Here is a 14,712-nt window from a genome sequence, read left to right on the forward strand (position 1 = left end):
CCAGGTCTGGGGGTCCGCCGGGCCCACAGACCTGGACGGAAAACCGTGGCGGAGACGCGCCTGCCCCTGCTAAAAAGGCCGTTAAATAGGCTGAGTGGGGGCGGTCCCCAACGGCCGCCACCACTCATCCCCCCAATGCGTGTGAAGGCCCCCGAAACAGGGCGCCGTCCAAGAAATTATCCCCGTTCAAAAACGCGCCGTGCCTCACCTTCACACATTCATGATTGTTTCACATTCTAATGATTATGTGAAAGGCAGTTTGATTACTTTTCGGTAAATGACGCGGTTCCGGCCAGCGGTTTGCGCCGGCGGACCTTGGCAACCCAGATCAACGCCAGACCCACGATGTAGCAGAGGACGGCTGTGTAGTTCACAACGAACCGCATCGCGCTCCAGTCCGCCGGAATAAAGGGAAAGAGCAGGCTCAGTCCAATCGCCGCTCCGCCAACTCCCAGCAGCAGCGCCGCAACCCGCACCAGGACGGGAAGCCGGCTTCCGACGGCCTTGACCATGGCGGGGATGAGCGCGACCCCGACGAAGGCAGGGTAAGCGCGGCCGGCTGCTCCGTAATACTCCACCAGCAGCATGTGACGGTCATCCTTGGCATAGACCGTGCTAAGCCCTGCCGAGGAGCCCTCAGTGTCCATGAGGAAGAAGACTGCTATCACCAAGGCCGACAGGATCAGCAGCACCAGGATCCCGGGCCGGCCCGTGATCAGACGGTAAGTTCCGGTTGCACCAAAACCCTTGGCCACCCGGATGCCCAGGAAGAAGATTGCACCGAAAATGACGAACCGGAGCAGCAGGTTAGCCAGGTTGATGCCACCCAAGGCCTGGTCGATGGCAACGTAGGGAGCTTCGATGCTGAGCAGGATGGCGAGGGTCATGAGGGCGAAGATGCCGAACAGCGACCTGTTTTCACCCCGAACAGCACTGGGGACACGGGCGAGGGCCACAAGTCCGCAGACAGCCAACGTGGTCCATTGAAGGATCGTGATCATCCCAGGTTCTCCCAAATTTTTTCCGTCTGTGCCTGGTCCTGCTCCTGGCGGCGCAATACCTTGCCCAATGCCTGCATCCTGTCGCCCACCAGGGCGGTGAGGTCGCCGTCGGACATACTGTCCAGCGCCTCCTGGCGCGCGCCGGGCGCCCACCCGGCTTCCTCTTCCGTGATCAGGCCGGTGGCTACCAGCCCGCCGGCCGGACCCACTCCGGCCGCCACCGAGGTGGCCACCGCCAGTTCCGGCGAGAGCCTGTTGGCCGTCAACTGGGCAGAGTAATTCTGCGGAGCGATCCCGGTAGCGGCTGACACCCGGTGCCGGACCTCGCCGTCGTCGATCGCATCCACCCAGTTCTTGACCGAGGAGGCATGCGGGACAGGGCTCAGGGGATGCGGTGCAGCGCCCTGGCCGCCCAGAGGGTCCATGGCGGGACGTGCCAGCGCTGCCCGCAGCAGGTCCGCCGTCGAAATCTGGCTGACCAACTCGCCCCGCGTGGGTGGCTGCGGCGGTCCTGCAAGGACGCGATAACTGTCAAAGCCCGCAAGGGCGTCCACGGGGTTGATGCCGTACGCACGGCTGATGCTCACCACCGTGGAGACGGAAACCTTGCCGCGTACCAGTTGCTGGGCAAGCGTGGTCCGCTTGATCCCGGAGACCCGGCAGACGTCTGCCGTGCTGGCATCAGGGGCGATGCCTTGCAGCCAGCGCTGGAACGCCTTGGCGGGAAGGGTCATGAAGTGCTCTCTGCAGGACGGATGGTGAGTCGATTTTACCGTGCCGCGGGACCGCCGATTTTACCCCGGGAGGTGTTTCGACTATGCTTGATGGTCGAGCCCGTTGGTCCGTACACCCCCCAAGTCCGGACCAGCGGGTTCTTTCATGCCCGCGGCCCGGAGCGCCTTTCCCGGGACTGTCCGTAAGGCATCGCCGGGCCCGTCCCGGCATGGGACCGGCTGCGCATGCACCCGGGCGAAAGGACGCATCAATGACTGCAACCCTTGTTGCCAAAGACCTCTCCGGCGGCCACGGCCACCGCACGCTTTTCGAAAATCTTTCCTTCACCGTCTCCCCGGGAGATGTGGTGGGCGTAGTGGGCGCCAACGGTGCCGGGAAATCCACGCTGCTGCGCCTCCTCGCCGGCGTCGACCAGCCCCAGGGCGGCTCCGTCAGCCTGGCCCCCGCCGATGCCTTTGTGGGGTGGCTGCCGCAGGAACACGAGCGCGTTGCCGGCGAAACCGTGGCAGCGTACATTGGCCGCCGCACCGGCTGCACGCAGGCCACCGCCGAGATGGAATCCGCCGCAGAAGCCCTGGGCGCAGGAGCTCCCGGCGCGGACGACGCCTATGCACGTGCCTTCGACAGGTGGATGGCATCGGGCGCCGCAGACCTGGACGAACGCATCCCGCCCGTCCTCTCCGACCTCGGCCTTGCAACGGGCGCCGATGCCCTGATGACAGGGCTGTCCGGCGGCCAGGCCGCCAGGGTTGCCCTGGCGGCGCTGCTGCTGAGCCGGTTTGACGTTGTGCTGCTGGACGAGCCCACCAATGACCTGGACCTTGCCGGGCTGGCCAAGCTGGAAGACTTCGTCACCGGCCTGCGCGGCGGCGTGGTGCTGGTCAGCCATGACCGCGAGTTCCTGGCCCGCTGCGTCACCACCATCGTGGAACTGGACCTGGCCCAGAACGCCGTGGCAGTCTACGACGGCGGATACGACGCCTTCCTCGAAGAGCGCGCCGTGGCACGCCGGCACGCCCGCGAGAAATACGACGAATTCGCTGCCACGAAGGCGGACCTGGTCTCCCGTGCCCGGACCCAACGTGAGTGGAGCTCCCAGGGCGTGCGGAATGCCATGAAGAAAAGCCCGGACAACGACAAGATCCGGCGCGCGGCCAGCACTGAGTCCTCCGAGAAGCAGGCCCAGAAGGTCCGGCAGATGGAGTCCCGCATTGCCAGGCTCGACGTGGTGGAGGAGCCCCGGAAGGAGTGGCAGCTCCAGTTCAGCATTGGCCAGGCGCCCCGCTCCAGCGCCGTCGTCGCCACCCTGCGCAACGCAGTGGCACGCCAGGGCAGCTTCACGCTGGGACCGGTCAGCCTCCAGCTCAACGGTGGCGAGCGCATCGGGATCACCGGACCCAACGGCGCCGGGAAGTCCACCCTCCTGCGCCTCCTGCTGGGAACCCAGGCGCCGGACGACGGCGACGCCTCCATGGGTGCCACTGTCGCCGTCGGCGAGATTGACCAGGCCCGCGGGCTCCTGGACGGCAGCTCGCCGCTGGGCGACGCCGTCGAAGCGGTTTTGGCGGACTGGACCAGCGCAGACGTCCGGACGCTCCTGGCAAAGTTCGGACTGAAGGCGGACCACACCTCACGGACCGTGGATTCCTTGTCCCCGGGGGAGCGGACCCGGGCGTCCCTGGCACTGCTCCAGGCCCGCGGCGTGAACCTGCTGGTGTTGGACGAACCGACCAATCACCTCGACCTGCCGGCCATTGAGCAGCTTGAAGAGGCCCTTGAAAGCTACGACGGAGCCCTTCTGCTGGTCACCCACGACCGGCGGCTGCTGGAAAACGTCCGGCTCGACTACCGGTGGCACCTCGAAGACGGCACGGTCCGGCAGCTCCACCACACTGCAAGCCAGGAGAAATAACCATGAGCATGGACCGCGTGGCCTGGAGCTCGCTGTACAACATCAGCACGGCAAAGAGCGGCTCCAAGCCGTTCTCCAAGGAAACCCTGAAGCGGGTGCTGGCCTTCGCTGCCCCGCACAAAGGCAAGCTCATCGCCTTCGTGCTCTGCTCCATTGCGGCGGCCTTCCTTGCCGTGGCAACCCCGGTGCTCGCCGGCCAGGTGGTTGACGCCATCATTGCCAAGGAAGCCACGGGAACCGTGACCTGGCTTGCCCTGCTGATTGCCATTGTGGCTGTGGGGGAGGCCGGCGTGGGGCTGCTGACCCGCTGGTTCTCGTCGACCATCGGCGAAGGCGTCATCGTGGACCTGCGCACCCGGGTGTTCGACCACGTGCAGCGCATGCCCATTGCCTTCTTCACCCGCACCCGGACGGGGGCGCTGGTCAGCCGGCTCAACAATGACGTCATCGGGGCGCAATCCGCCTTCGCCGGCACCCTCTCCGGAGTGGTGAGCAACTCCGTAGCCCTGGTCCTGACGCTGGCCGTGATGCTCAATACGTCGTGGCTGGTGACCGTGCTCGCCATGGTGCTGCTGCCGATCTTCCTTATCCCGGCCCGGCGCATGGGCTCCAAGCTGGCAGACCTGCGCCGCGAAGCTGCCGCACACAACGCCGCCATGGGCACCCAGATGACTGAGCGGTTCTCCGCGCCCGGCGCCACACTGGTCAAGCTGTTCGGCCGCCCGGATGAGGAATCCCGCGAGTTCGCTGCCCGCGCCGGCAGGGTCCGTGACATCGGCGTCCGCATGGCAATGCTGCAGTTCACCTTCGTCACGGCCCTGACGCTGGTCTCCGCGCTTGCGCTGGCGCTGGTGTACGGCCTGGGCGGCTGGCTTGCCCTGGGCGGCGAGTTGGCCCCCGGTGACGTGGTGGTCCTGGCGCTGCTCCTGACCCGGCTCTACGCCCCGCTCACGGCGCTGTCCAACGCGCGGGTGGAAGTCATGAGCGCGCTGGTCAGCTTTGAACGGGTGTTTGAAATCCTGGACCTGAAGCCGCTCATCCAGCAGAAGCCGGACGCCCGCCCGGTTCCGGCCGGGCCGGTGTCTGTTGAGTTCGACAATGTCCGCTTCGCATACCCGTCGGCGGACAAGGTCTCGCTGGCCTCGCTTGAGGAAGTCGCCACCCTGGATACCAGGGGCGGCGAGGAAGTGCTGCATGGTGTCAGCTTCCGGGTTGAGCCGGGCCAGACGGTGGCGCTGGTGGGTTCTTCCGGCGCCGGCAAGTCCACCATCGCCCAGCTGCTGTCGCGGCTGTACGACGTCGACTCGGGCGCGGTGCGGCTGGGCGGCACCCTGCCGGGAACCGGGATGGATGTCCGGGACGCCACGTTCGATTCCCTCCGCGACACGCTGGGAATGGTCACCCAGGACGGCCACCTGTTCCACGAAACCATCGCCTCGAACCTTCGGCTCGCGCGCCCGGACGCGACGGATGACGACATGTGGGATGTCCTTCGGCAGGCACGCCTGGAGACGATGATCAGGTCGCTGCCGGACGGGCTGGAAACGGTGGTGGGGGAGCGCGGCTACAGGCTTTCCGGCGGTGAACGCCAGAGGCTGACCATCGCCCGGCTCCTTATCGCCCAGCCCCGGGTGGTGATCCTGGATGAAGCCACCGCCGCGCTGGACTCCACGAGCGAAGCCGCTGTGCAGGCAGCCCTTGGCGCCGCCCTGGAGGGGAGGACCGCCGTCGTTATTGCGCACCGGCTGTCCACCGTCCGCGCGGCCGACGCCATCCTGGTGGTGGAGGGCGGCCAAATCGTGGAACGCGGGACGCATACCGAGCTCCTGGCCGCCGAGGGCCGCTACGCCGAGCTCTACCGGACGCAGTTCGCCGAGGCCACCGCCGTCGCCGCAGAAGCCGTCCCCGAGCCCTAGCAGCCTTTCCCGGACCCTTGGGGCGTCAGGGGCCCGGCGGGGTGGCGTGCGGCGCGGCCAGCGCGGGCAGGATGTGGTCCGTCAGCAGCGGCGCGAGGTCGCCTGGAAACGGAGCGTCGGCTTCCCGGCCGGCAAGGTCCAGCCAGCGGATCTCCGCAATCTCGGCCGAAGGATGGGCCTGCCACGTCCCGGGCGCCATGAACACGGTGGCCTCGATGTCCGTGTGGGCTTCGTTGGCAGCATCCGCGATCCATACCCCCATCAGCCGGAGCCGGCGTGGATCGATGACGATGCCCACTTCTTCCTCCAGCTCACGGGCCGCCGCCTGCACGGCCGTCTCGCCGGGCTCCGGTTTGCCGCCCGGGTGCATGAACATGGTAGTGCCGCGTTTGCGGACTGTGAGGAGGCGGCCGGCGTCGTCAAAAACGCAGACGGCGGACACCACTATGCGGTGCTTCATGCGTCCCCATTCCGGGTTAGGTGCGAGGTCAGGAGCAGGTCTTTGTGCGGCCCGGCCACGTCCCAGCTGTAGCTGAACCTGTCCGGGCCCTCGAGGGTGTAGGCCACGCGGTAGGTATCGGGATCGCACCAGTGGTTGTCCAGGTTGGACTCCGGGGCGAAGCTCATGCGGTGGAACGGCCGCCCGTCCGGGAAGAAGACGTCCAGGGCGTCCGGCCGGCCGCTGGGCCTGAGCCGGTAGGCGCGGGTGGCGGGGCCGGTGAAGGTGGGCCAGCGCATGGTGCCTTCCTCGCGAAGGTCCAGGCCGGCGTCGGGCGTTGGCGTGAAAAGTACGACGCCGGAAAAGGTTCCGCGGGTGCCGGCTGCCCGGTCCAGCAGATCCCGTTCGACGGTCCAGCGGCCGGGGCGCCCCGGCTCTACTGTCCCGTCCGGCGTGCCGGCGGTGCCGAGCAGGTAGGCGCGAAGGTCAAACGCCGGGGACTCGAAATTCAAGTGCCCTCGATTGGAATCGAACCAACGACACCGGCTTTAGGAGAGCCGTGCTCTATCCACTGAGCTACGAGGGCAGGCATCCTGGGGATCGGCGGCGCCGGTCCGGACGGACACGCATACCAGCATACAAGGTACGGAGCCGTACTACGCTCAAGGCATGAGTCCTGCCCCCTCGGCCGCTCCCGCAGCCACCTTCATACCGGACACAGCGTCCACCCGGCAGTACATCGGCGCGTGGTCGGTCCTGAGCGTTCTCCAGTACTTTGCGGCGGAGGCCGCCGTGGTCATGGCCTGGGCCGGTCCGCGCCCCTACGACCTGCGCACCGGCTACATCAGCGACCTTGGCGCGCTGAACTGCGGTATCTACGACGGCCGCCAGGTGTGTTCGCCGTTGAACTGGCTGATGAATGCCTCGTTCGTGGTGCAGGGGCTGGGGATGCTGTTGGGCGCGGTGCTGCTGACGTCCGGGCTGCTGTGCGTCGCGGCACGTCCCGGTACCCGGGTTGAGCCGGGCCGGCGCAGGCCATGGTTCGCGGCCGCCGCGGTGCGGGTGCTGACGGGAGCGGCAGGAGCGGGAACCGTGGTGGTGGGGCTGGTCCCGGAGGACGCCGGCTCCGGGTGGCACTTCGTCGGTGCCGTGACGTACTTCCTCACCGGCGCCGCGGCGCTGCTGGTGCTGGGCTTCCTGTGGCTGCGGAAGGCTCGGATGGCCTGGTTCCTCCTGGCCTGCGGGGCCGTCTCCCTGGCAGCGCTGGCAACCGGCGGGCTGACCGGAATGGACGTTCCCGAACCCGGAACCCTGGAGCGGCTGATGGGCTATCCGGTCACCGTGGGCATGGCAACGGCGGGCATCGTCATTGCCCGGCGGGTCCACAGGCACCGGAAAACCCTGCGGGCTTCAACGGATGGGCTCAGGCGGCCACCGTGGCCTTCCGCTTCCGCGTCCCGATAACCACCGCGGCCGCGCCGGCCAGGAGGCTGAGGACCAGCAGCACCCAGCCCGCCACCGTGAGGCCGGACGCGAGGGCTACCTGGCCGGCGTCGGGAGCGTCCGGTCCCATCAGCGCGTCAATGGCCACGTTGGACCACAGCCGGACCACGACGAACAGCATCGGCAGGGCCCACAGCACCCAGCGCAGGGTCTTCTTGGCCACATTGGTGCCGATGAGCAGCAGCCAGGTGAAGCCGAAGATCAGCGGGAACAGGATGCCGGCGGTCTTATGGACGTAGTTGAGCTGGCCGCGCGCGTCGTCATTCATGGCGCCGCGCAGATCCTCGATGTACACCGGATCGAAGCCGCCCACCAGGGAGTCAGGCATGGGTTTGCCAGCAGAGAGCTGGGTGAGCTGGTCCATGGTCAGCAGGTGCAGGTACCAGAACAGGAACAGGCTGGCCACCACACCGGAGATCAGGATGAGGTTGCTGTTGTTCTGCGCTTTCTCGGGAGTGCGCGCGGTAGTGGGGTTCACCACCGGCGGGAGATGGTGCTGCGGCACGGCAGCCTTTGCACCGTGCTTCTTGATCCGCTGGGCAGGGGTTTTGGCCATGGCTCCATTATTCCGCCCCATAGACTGAAGCCATGACCATTGGCCGACACAGCGCAGCTGTACTTGACCCTGCACTGGACGACTACCAACTGGCTGCGGCACTGGTCCGCGAAGCCGGGCAACTGGCGCTTCTCATGCGGATGGCAGGACTGCAGTCCCGGCAGAAGACTTCCGTTTCCGATGTGGTGACGGCCGCGGACCACGCTGCCGAGGAGTACGTCCTCTCGCAGCTGCAGCGGTGCCGGCCAGAGGACGGCATCCTGGGCGAAGAAGGCGCCTCCGTGCAGGGGACCAGCGGCCGCACGTGGGTCATCGACCCCGTGGACGGCACCTACAACTTCCTGCACGGCTCCACATACTGGTGCTCGGCCATTGCGCTCAAGGATGAGCATGACGTCCAGCTGGGAGCCATTTTCCAGCCTGAGGAGGACAAGTTGTGGCTTGGCGGCAGCAGCCGGCAGGCCACGCTGAACGGCGACACCATCACCGTGTACGGCGACAACCACGGGGAACGCAACGCCACCCCGGCCGCCCAACTGGGCGCCGCCACCTACATCCACCCCACCTGGCTGATGGACCCGCTCTGCGCCATGCCCTGGCACGCGGCGGCGACCTCCGCTGCGGCGCTGCGCATGCTGGGATCAGGCTCCTGCGACCTGGGCAGGGTGGCCGACGGGCAGCTCGGCTGCTGGTTCCAGCACAGCTGCCCCGAATGGGACTGGCTGCCCGGCAAGGCGATTGTACGCGCCGCCGGCGGAGCGGTTGACACCGTGCAGGTCAACGGCCTGGAGTGGTTCATGGCCGGAGGCACGACGGCGGTGCGCGAGTTGCGTGCCGCGCTTGAATCAGGCTCGGTGGCCTGAGCCGTTCCAGGCTCTCCGGGGCACGTCATCCACAGGCTGGGAGTGGGTGTCGGTCCCACCGCCTAGACTTGTAGGCACCATGGATATGTTGTTTGACCCGTACTCTGACGGACCGTTCAAGGCCGCCCCCGCATCTGCCACCCACACAAGGACCCGTTCCGACGGGGTGGCTACCGCGGCCGGGCCCGGTGGTTCGGCGTCCGGCGGCCATGCCGCTGGCGAGCACGCAGGGCAGCACCAGTCCGGGCAGCATCACGGCAGGCGCCTGGATCCCGCCAAGCTGACGGAGGGCCTGAATCCCCAACAGGAGGAAGCGGTCAAGCACGCCGGAACGGCACTGCTGATCGTTGCCGGTGCGGGCTCGGGCAAGACCCGCGTGCTCAGTAACCGGATCGCCTACCTCATCGCCACCGGGCGCGCCCACCACGGCGAAATCCTGGCTATCACCTTCACCAACAAGGCCGCCGCGGAGATGCGGGAACGCATCGAAGCGCTGGTGGGCGGCCGCGCCAAGATCATGTGGATCTCCACGTTCCACTCCTCCTGCGTCCGCATCCTGCGCCAGGAGGCCGCCAACGTAGGCCTGAAATCCAACTTCTCAATCTACGATGCTGCGGACTCGCTGCGCCTGGTCACCCAGGTGTCCAAAGCCCTGGACCTGGACCCCAAGAAGTTTGCGCCCAAAGCCATCCAGCACAAGATTTCGGCGCTGAAAAACGAGCTCATCGACGCCGATTCCTACGCCTCGGACGCCAACTACAACGACCCCTTCGAGCAGGCCGTCGCCGAGGTCTACAAGGGGTACACCCAGCGGCTGCGCCAGGCCAACGCCATGGACTTTGACGACCTCATCGCGGAGACCGTCTACATGTTCCGGGCCTTCCCGGCGCTCGCGGAGTCCTACCGGCGGCGGTTCCGCCACGTCCTGGTGGACGAATACCAGGACACCAACCACGCCCAGTACGCACTGGTCCGCGAAATCGTGGGGGAGGGCCCCGGCGCCTCGGAGCTGACCGTAGTGGGTGACTCGGACCAGTCCATTTATGCCTTCCGCGGGGCAGACATCCGCAACATCGTGGAGTTCGAGAAGGACTACCCCGAGGCCCGCACCATCAAGCTGGAGCAGAACTACCGCTCCACGCAAAACATCCTCAGCGCCGCCAACTCGGTGATCTCCCGCAACCCCAACCGCCCTGAAAAGCGGCTGTGGACGGCCGAGGGCGAAGGCCACAAGATCATCGGCTACGTGGGTGAAAACGAACACGACGAAGCCCAGTTCATCGCGAAAGAAATCGACCGGCTTCAGGACGAGGACAACCTCCGCCCCGGCGACGTTGCCATTTTCTACCGCACCAACGCCCAGTCCCGCTCCATTGAGGATGTCCTGGTGCGCGTCGGATTGCCGTACAAGGTGGTGGGCGGCACCCGCTTCTACGAGCGCAAGGAAATCAAGGACGCCCTCGCCTACCTGCGCGTCCTGGTCAACCCGGACGACGACGTCAACCTCCGGCGGGTGCTCAACGAACCGAAGCGCGGCATCGGCGACCGCGCCGAAGGTGCAGTCGCGGCGCTCGCCAGCCGTGAGCGGATCTCCTTCATGGCCGCGGCACGCCGCGCCGAGCAGGCTCCCGCCATGGCCACCCGCTCCGTCAACGCCGTCCTGGGCTTCGTGAAGCTCCTGGACGACCTCGCCGAGGTAGCGGCCGGCTCCGGTGCCGCCGCCGCCCTCGAAGCAGTCCTGGAACAGACCGGCTACCTCGCCGGCCTGCGTTCCAGCACCGACCCCCAGGACGAATCCAGGGTGGAGAACCTCGCCGAACTCGTGGCCGTGGTCCGCGAGTACGAACAGGAGAACCCTGAAGGATCGTTGGGGGCGTTCCTGGAACAGGTGTCGCTGGTGGCTGACGCCGACCAGATCCCCGATGCCCCCGGCGCCGACATCGACGCCGCCGTCGCGGAAGCCAAGCGGCTGGGCGTGGTGACCCTCATGACACTGCACACCGCCAAGGGCCTTGAGTTCCCCGTGGTGTTCCTGACCGGCATGGAGCACGGGCTGTTCCCGCACCAGCGGTCCGCCACGGATCCAAAGGAACTGGCCGAAGAACGCCGGCTGGCCTACGTGGGACTGACCCGGGCCCGCAAACGCCTCTACGTCACGCGCTCCGAAGTCCGCAACATGTGGGGCCAGAGCCAGTACAACCCGGCCAGCCAGTTCCTCGAGGAGATCCCATCGGAACTGCTGGAGTGGAAGCGCGAGGGTACCAGCCGGCAGGCTGCCTGGGGCGGGGGATCGATCAGTTCCGGCCGCTACAGCGGCTCCTTCTGGGGTGCGGGCACCTCCCGCGGCGCCGCCGCCGATCCTTCGGCAGGATTCAACGCCGACGTTCCCGCGGCCATCGCCCGGAACAGGGTCCAGCCGCAGAAGGAAATCATCGCCGTCAACGTGGGAGACAAGGTCAACCACACCAGCTTCGGCAATGGAACCGTCCTGGCGCTTGAGGGCGCCGGCGACAAGACCGTGGCGAAGGTGAAGTTCGACGTCGGCGAAAAACGCCTGCTGCTGCGCTACGCTCCGCTGACCAAGGTCGAGGCCCAGTAGCCCGGACAATGTCCGCCGACATCGTGGAAGGCGTGCTCCCGCCGTCGTCCGCCTGATTCCGCCATGGAGCATAATGGAGCCCATGCGACGGACTGCTTTGGGGATGCTCGCCGCCCTGCCTCTTGTGACCCTCCTGTTCACCGCCACTGCCTGCAGCGTCACCACTGAGGACCCTGACTACGTCCCGCCGGCGCCGCTGGCACCCATGGCGCAGCTCGAACAGGCCCCGCTGGCCAACCCCGAGGACTTTTCCGGCGGCGGGGAGGACGTCCTGTCCTTTGCCACTGAAGACCGGAGCATCGTCTGCTCGCTCACCTCGGCGCGAGGGGAGCACGTCAATCTTCCCTACGAAGAAAACAGCTTCAGCGACACCGCCAACAACAAACTCGCAACTGTCCCCGTGGCCCACTGCGAGCTCGCCACCTACGCCGAGCCGGCCCGCGAGGACGTCAAGGATGACTGCGCAGGAACCAACCTCGGCTACCTGGGCGGCGTGGCACTGCTGACGCCGGACGCTGCCCGCTACGGGGAATGCCGTTCCGGGGTCACACAGACCGAAGCCACTTACGGGCCGGGCGGCAGCAAGGCCGGGCCCCTGCTCCAGATACGCGCTTTGGCCAACGGGCAGAACCTGGAACGCAACGGCCTGCGCTGCTCGGCCTACAACGGTGGCGTGGCATGCGGAAACGTCTCGGCCGGCGTGGGTTTCTTCGTCTCCCCGCAGAAGTATGAACTGATTTCCGCCCCCGCGCCCGGCACCGCAACGGCGCCCGCGGATGCCCCAAAAACCCCGTAATTCCGCGGTTTTTCTACGCCCCATAGAATAGTGTCGTTACTCACATAAGCGGTACTCTGGGACGGCTCCGTCCTTCCAAAGGACTAGAGTTCCCCATGGAGCAACAACGCCGCGTGGCTCGTTTCCAACAGGCCGCCCGTGCGTGCATTCCGCAGCCCGGTCATCGTCTTTCGATGGTGTCCGGCTGTATAGAAACTACTTCGACGTAGAAGGACACTAAACCGTGGACCTGTTTGAATACCAGGCGCGCGATATGTTCGAGGCGCACGGTGTACCCGTGCTGGCCGGCATCGTGGCGTACACCCCTGAAGAAGCAAAAGCAGCTGCCGAAAAGATTGGCGGCGTAACCGTCGTCAAGGCACAGGTCAAGGTTGGCGGCCGCGGCAAGGCCGGCGGCGTCAAGGTTGCAAAGTCCGCAGACGAAGCACTTGAGCACTCCACCAACATCCTGGGCATGGACATCAAGGGCCACACCGTCAACAAGGTGATGATCGCCCAGGGTGCGGACATTGCCGAGGAATACTACTTCTCCGTCCTGCTGGACCGGGCCAACCGCAACTACCTGGCCATGTGCTCGGTTGAAGGCGGCATGGAAATCGAACAGCTCGCCGTCGAACGCCCCGAGGCCCTGGCGAAGATCGCCATCGACCCCGCCGTCGGCATCGACCAGGCCAAGGCTGACGAAATCGTCGCAGCCGCAGGCTTCGCTGAGGACCTGCGCGGCAAGGTCGCCGATGTCATCCTCAAGCTCTGGGACGTCTTCAAGAAGGAAGACGCCACCCTGGTGGAGGTCAACCCTCTGGTCAAGACCGGCGCCGGTGACATCGTGGCCCTTGACGGCAAGGTCTCCCTGGACGAGAACGCCGAGTTCCGCCACGCCAAGCACGCTCAGCTGGAGGACAAGGACGCCGCTGATCCCCTCGAGGCCAAGGCAAAGGCGCAGGACCTCAACTACGTCAAGCTCGACGGCGAAGTGGGCATCATCGGCAACGGTGCAGGCCTGGTCATGTCCACCCTGGACGTCGTTGCCTACGCCGGTGAAAACCACGGCAACGTCAAGCCCGCCAACTTCCTGGACATCGGCGGCGGCGCCTCGGCCGAGGTCATGGCCGCAGGCCTGGACGTCATCCTGGGTGACGAGCAGGTCAAGTCCGTGTTCGTCAACGTCTTCGGCGGCATCACCGCCTGCGACGCCGTCGCCAAGGGCATCGTGGGTGCGCTGGCCGAACTGGGCCACACCGCCAACAAGCCGCTGGTAGTCCGCCTCGACGGCAACAACGTCGAGGAAGGCCGCCGCATCCTCAACGAGGCCAACCACCCGCTGGTTACCCTGGCCGCCACCATGGACGAGGGCGCCGACAAGGCCGCCGAGCTCGCCAACGCAGCTAAGTAAAGGGACGCACCATGTCTATCTACCTCAACAAGGACTCCAAGGTCATCGTCCAGGGCATCACCGGCGGCGAAGGCACCAAGCACACCGCCCTGATGCTCAAGGCCGGCACCAACATCGTCGGTGGCGTCAACGCCCGCAAGGCCGGCACCACTGTGCTGCACGGCGAGAAGGAAATCACGGTCTTCGGCACCGTCAAGGAAGCCATTGCGGAGACCGGCGCTGACGTCTCGATCGTCTTCGTGCCGCCGGCATTCACCAAGGCTGCCGTCGTTGAAGCCATCGAAGCAGGCATCGGCCTGGTCGTCGTCATCACCGAAGGCGTTCCGGTCCAGGATTCCGCCGAATTCTGGGCCCTGGCCCAGGCCACGGTTGACGCCGACGGTAACCAGGTCACCCGCATCATCGGACCGAACTGCCCCGGCATCATCACCCCCGGTGAAGCACTGGTGGGCATCACCCCCGCCAACATCACCGGCAAGGGCCCCATCGGCCTCGTCTCGAAGTCAGGCACCCTGACCTACCAGATGATGTACGAACTGCGTGACCTTGGCTTCTCCACCGCCATCGGCATCGGCGGCGACCCCGTCATCGGCACCACCCACATCGACGCCCTTGCCGCGTTCGAAGCCGACCCCGAGACCAAGGCCATCGTCATGATCGGTGAAATCGGCGGTGACGCTGAAGAGCGCGCAGCCGACTTCATCAAGGCCAACGTCACCAAGCCGGTTGTTGGCTACGTTGCAGGCTTCACCGCCCCCGAGGGCAAGACCATGGGCCACGCAGGCGCCATCGTCTCCGGCTCCGCGGGCACCGCGCAGGCCAAGAAGGAAGCTCTCGAAGCTGCAGGCGTGAAGGTCGGCAAGACGCCGTCCGAGACCGCCAAGCTGCTGCGCGAGGTCTTCGCAACCCTCTAGGCTGCACCAGCACAAAAGCGGCGCCGCCTGCTGTCCTCCGGGACGGCAGGCGGCGCCGCTTCTTGTTTAAGTACGACGACGGGTG

13 protein-coding genes and 1 tRNA gene are annotated in these 14,712 nt (G+C 66.4%); 8 read left to right on the top strand and 6 right to left on the bottom strand.

The annotated features are described in order from the left end of the window. Window positions 1-263: 263 nt before the first annotated feature. A complete protein-coding gene (locus tag ACFV4R_RS13195) occupies window positions 264-1,001 on the bottom strand; it encodes a hypothetical protein (protein WP_377202890.1) in 738 nt (245 codons plus the stop codon). Beyond that, window positions 998-1,735: a hypothetical protein gene (locus ACFV4R_RS13200; protein ID WP_377202891.1), complete on the bottom strand. Its 738-nt coding sequence runs from the start codon at window positions 1,733-1,735 to the stop codon at window positions 998-1,000. The genes ACFV4R_RS13195 and ACFV4R_RS13200 overlap by 4 nt, the downstream gene beginning before the upstream one ends. Before the next feature lie 251 nt (window positions 1,736-1,986). Here ACFV4R_RS13200 and ACFV4R_RS13205 point away from each other — a divergent pair, with 251 nt between their 5' ends. Both ACFV4R_RS13205 and ACFV4R_RS13210 read left to right on the top strand, forming a co-directional pair. Continuing rightward, window positions 1,987-3,648, top strand: a complete 1,662-nt coding sequence (locus tag ACFV4R_RS13205) for an ABC-F family ATP-binding cassette domain-containing protein (protein WP_377202892.1) — start codon at window positions 1,987-1,989, stop codon at window positions 3,646-3,648. 2 nt (window positions 3,649-3,650) lie between these two features. Then, window positions 3,651-5,564: an ABC transporter ATP-binding protein gene (locus ACFV4R_RS13210; RefSeq protein ID WP_377202893.1), complete on the top strand. Its 1,914-nt coding sequence runs from the start codon at window positions 3,651-3,653 to the stop codon at window positions 5,562-5,564. A gap of 25 nt (window positions 5,565-5,589) precedes the next feature. Here ACFV4R_RS13210 and ACFV4R_RS13215 read toward each other — a convergent pair whose 3' ends face one another. The 3 genes from ACFV4R_RS13215 to ACFV4R_RS13225 form a co-directional block, all read right to left on the bottom strand. Continuing rightward, window positions 5,590-6,024: an NUDIX domain-containing protein gene (locus tag ACFV4R_RS13215; RefSeq protein ID WP_377202894.1), complete on the bottom strand. Its 435-nt coding sequence runs from the start codon at window positions 6,022-6,024 to the stop codon at window positions 5,590-5,592. Then, the gene (locus ACFV4R_RS13220; RefSeq protein ID WP_377202895.1) at window positions 6,021-6,515 is read right to left on the bottom strand and encodes a DUF6314 family protein; all 495 of its coding nucleotides are present in this window, start codon (window positions 6,513-6,515) and stop codon (window positions 6,021-6,023) included. The genes ACFV4R_RS13215 and ACFV4R_RS13220 overlap by 4 nt, the downstream gene beginning before the upstream one ends. Before the next feature lies 1 nt (window position 6,516). Beyond that, window positions 6,517-6,589 (bottom strand) — tRNA-Arg (locus ACFV4R_RS13225). An 83-nt stretch (window positions 6,590-6,672) separates the two neighbouring features. Here ACFV4R_RS13225 and ACFV4R_RS13230 point away from each other — a divergent pair. Continuing rightward, window positions 6,673-7,467 (top strand): DUF998 domain-containing protein, encoded by a 795-nt coding sequence (locus ACFV4R_RS13230; protein ID WP_377202896.1) that lies wholly within the window; start codon window positions 6,673-6,675, stop codon window positions 7,465-7,467. On the opposite strand, the gene ACFV4R_RS13235 is transcribed toward ACFV4R_RS13230, so the two are convergent. Next, window positions 7,427-8,062 (bottom strand): hypothetical protein, encoded by a 636-nt coding sequence (locus tag ACFV4R_RS13235; protein WP_377202897.1) that lies wholly within the window; start codon window positions 8,060-8,062, stop codon window positions 7,427-7,429. The genes ACFV4R_RS13230 and ACFV4R_RS13235 overlap by 41 nt on opposite strands. A gap of 32 nt (window positions 8,063-8,094) precedes the next feature. On the opposite strand from ACFV4R_RS13235, the gene ACFV4R_RS13240 reads away from it, so the two are divergent. The 5 genes from ACFV4R_RS13240 (at window position 8,095) to sucD (ending at window position 14,627) form a co-directional block, all read left to right on the top strand. Continuing rightward, window positions 8,095-8,925, top strand: coding sequence for an inositol monophosphatase family protein (locus tag ACFV4R_RS13240; RefSeq protein WP_377202898.1), 831 nt, complete (start codon window positions 8,095-8,097; stop codon window positions 8,923-8,925). Window positions 8,926-9,010: 85 nt separating this feature from the next. Beyond that, complete coding sequence (gene pcrA / locus ACFV4R_RS13245) at window positions 9,011-11,524, top strand: DNA helicase PcrA (protein WP_377203012.1); 2,514 nt, start codon at window positions 9,011-9,013, stop codon at window positions 11,522-11,524. 73 nt (window positions 11,525-11,597) lie between these two features. Continuing rightward, window positions 11,598-12,320, top strand: a complete 723-nt coding sequence (locus ACFV4R_RS13250; protein WP_377202899.1) for a hypothetical protein — start codon at window positions 11,598-11,600, stop codon at window positions 12,318-12,320. A 223-nt stretch (window positions 12,321-12,543) separates the two neighbouring features. Then, the gene (gene sucC / locus ACFV4R_RS13255; protein WP_377202900.1) at window positions 12,544-13,713 is read left to right on the top strand and encodes an ADP-forming succinate--CoA ligase subunit beta; all 1,170 of its coding nucleotides are present in this window, start codon (window positions 12,544-12,546) and stop codon (window positions 13,711-13,713) included. 11 nt (window positions 13,714-13,724) lie between these two features. Beyond that, complete coding sequence (gene sucD / locus ACFV4R_RS13260; protein WP_056083823.1) at window positions 13,725-14,627, top strand: succinate--CoA ligase subunit alpha; 903 nt, start codon at window positions 13,725-13,727, stop codon at window positions 14,625-14,627. The last annotated feature ends 85 nt before the right edge of the window (window positions 14,628-14,712 follow it).

The sequence above is a fragment of the Pseudarthrobacter sp. NPDC059871 genome, from assembly GCF_042731175.1.
Lineage (GTDB): Bacteria > Actinomycetota > Actinomycetes > Actinomycetales > Micrococcaceae > Arthrobacter.

Excerpts from the sequence above, each read along its gene's own strand:
- ACFV4R_RS13195 (WP_377202890.1), bottom strand. The coding sequence starts at position 1,001 with ATGATCACGATCCTTCAATGGACCACGTTGGCTGTCTGCGGACTTGTG.
- ACFV4R_RS13200 (WP_377202891.1), bottom strand. The coding sequence starts at position 1,735 with ATGACCCTTCCCGCCAAGGCGTTCCAGCGCTGGCTGCAAGGCATCGCC.
- ACFV4R_RS13205 (WP_377202892.1), top strand. The coding sequence starts at position 1,987 with ATGACTGCAACCCTTGTTGCCAAAGACCTCTCCGGCGGCCACGGCCAC.
- ACFV4R_RS13210 (WP_377202893.1), top strand. The coding sequence starts at position 3,651 with ATGAGCATGGACCGCGTGGCCTGGAGCTCGCTGTACAACATCAGCACG.
- ACFV4R_RS13215 (WP_377202894.1), bottom strand. The coding sequence starts at position 6,024 with ATGAAGCACCGCATAGTGGTGTCCGCCGTCTGCGTTTTTGACGACGCC.
- ACFV4R_RS13230 (WP_377202896.1), top strand. The coding sequence starts at position 6,673 with ATGAGTCCTGCCCCCTCGGCCGCTCCCGCAGCCACCTTCATACCGGAC.
- ACFV4R_RS13235 (WP_377202897.1), bottom strand. The coding sequence starts at position 8,062 with ATGGCCAAAACCCCTGCCCAGCGGATCAAGAAGCACGGTGCAAAGGCT.
- ACFV4R_RS13240 (WP_377202898.1), top strand. The coding sequence starts at position 8,095 with ATGACCATTGGCCGACACAGCGCAGCTGTACTTGACCCTGCACTGGAC.
- pcrA (WP_377203012.1), top strand. The coding sequence starts at position 9,011 with ATGTTGTTTGACCCGTACTCTGACGGACCGTTCAAGGCCGCCCCCGCA.
- ACFV4R_RS13250 (WP_377202899.1), top strand. The coding sequence starts at position 11,598 with ATGGAGCCCATGCGACGGACTGCTTTGGGGATGCTCGCCGCCCTGCCT.
- sucD (WP_056083823.1), top strand. The coding sequence starts at position 13,725 with ATGTCTATCTACCTCAACAAGGACTCCAAGGTCATCGTCCAGGGCATC.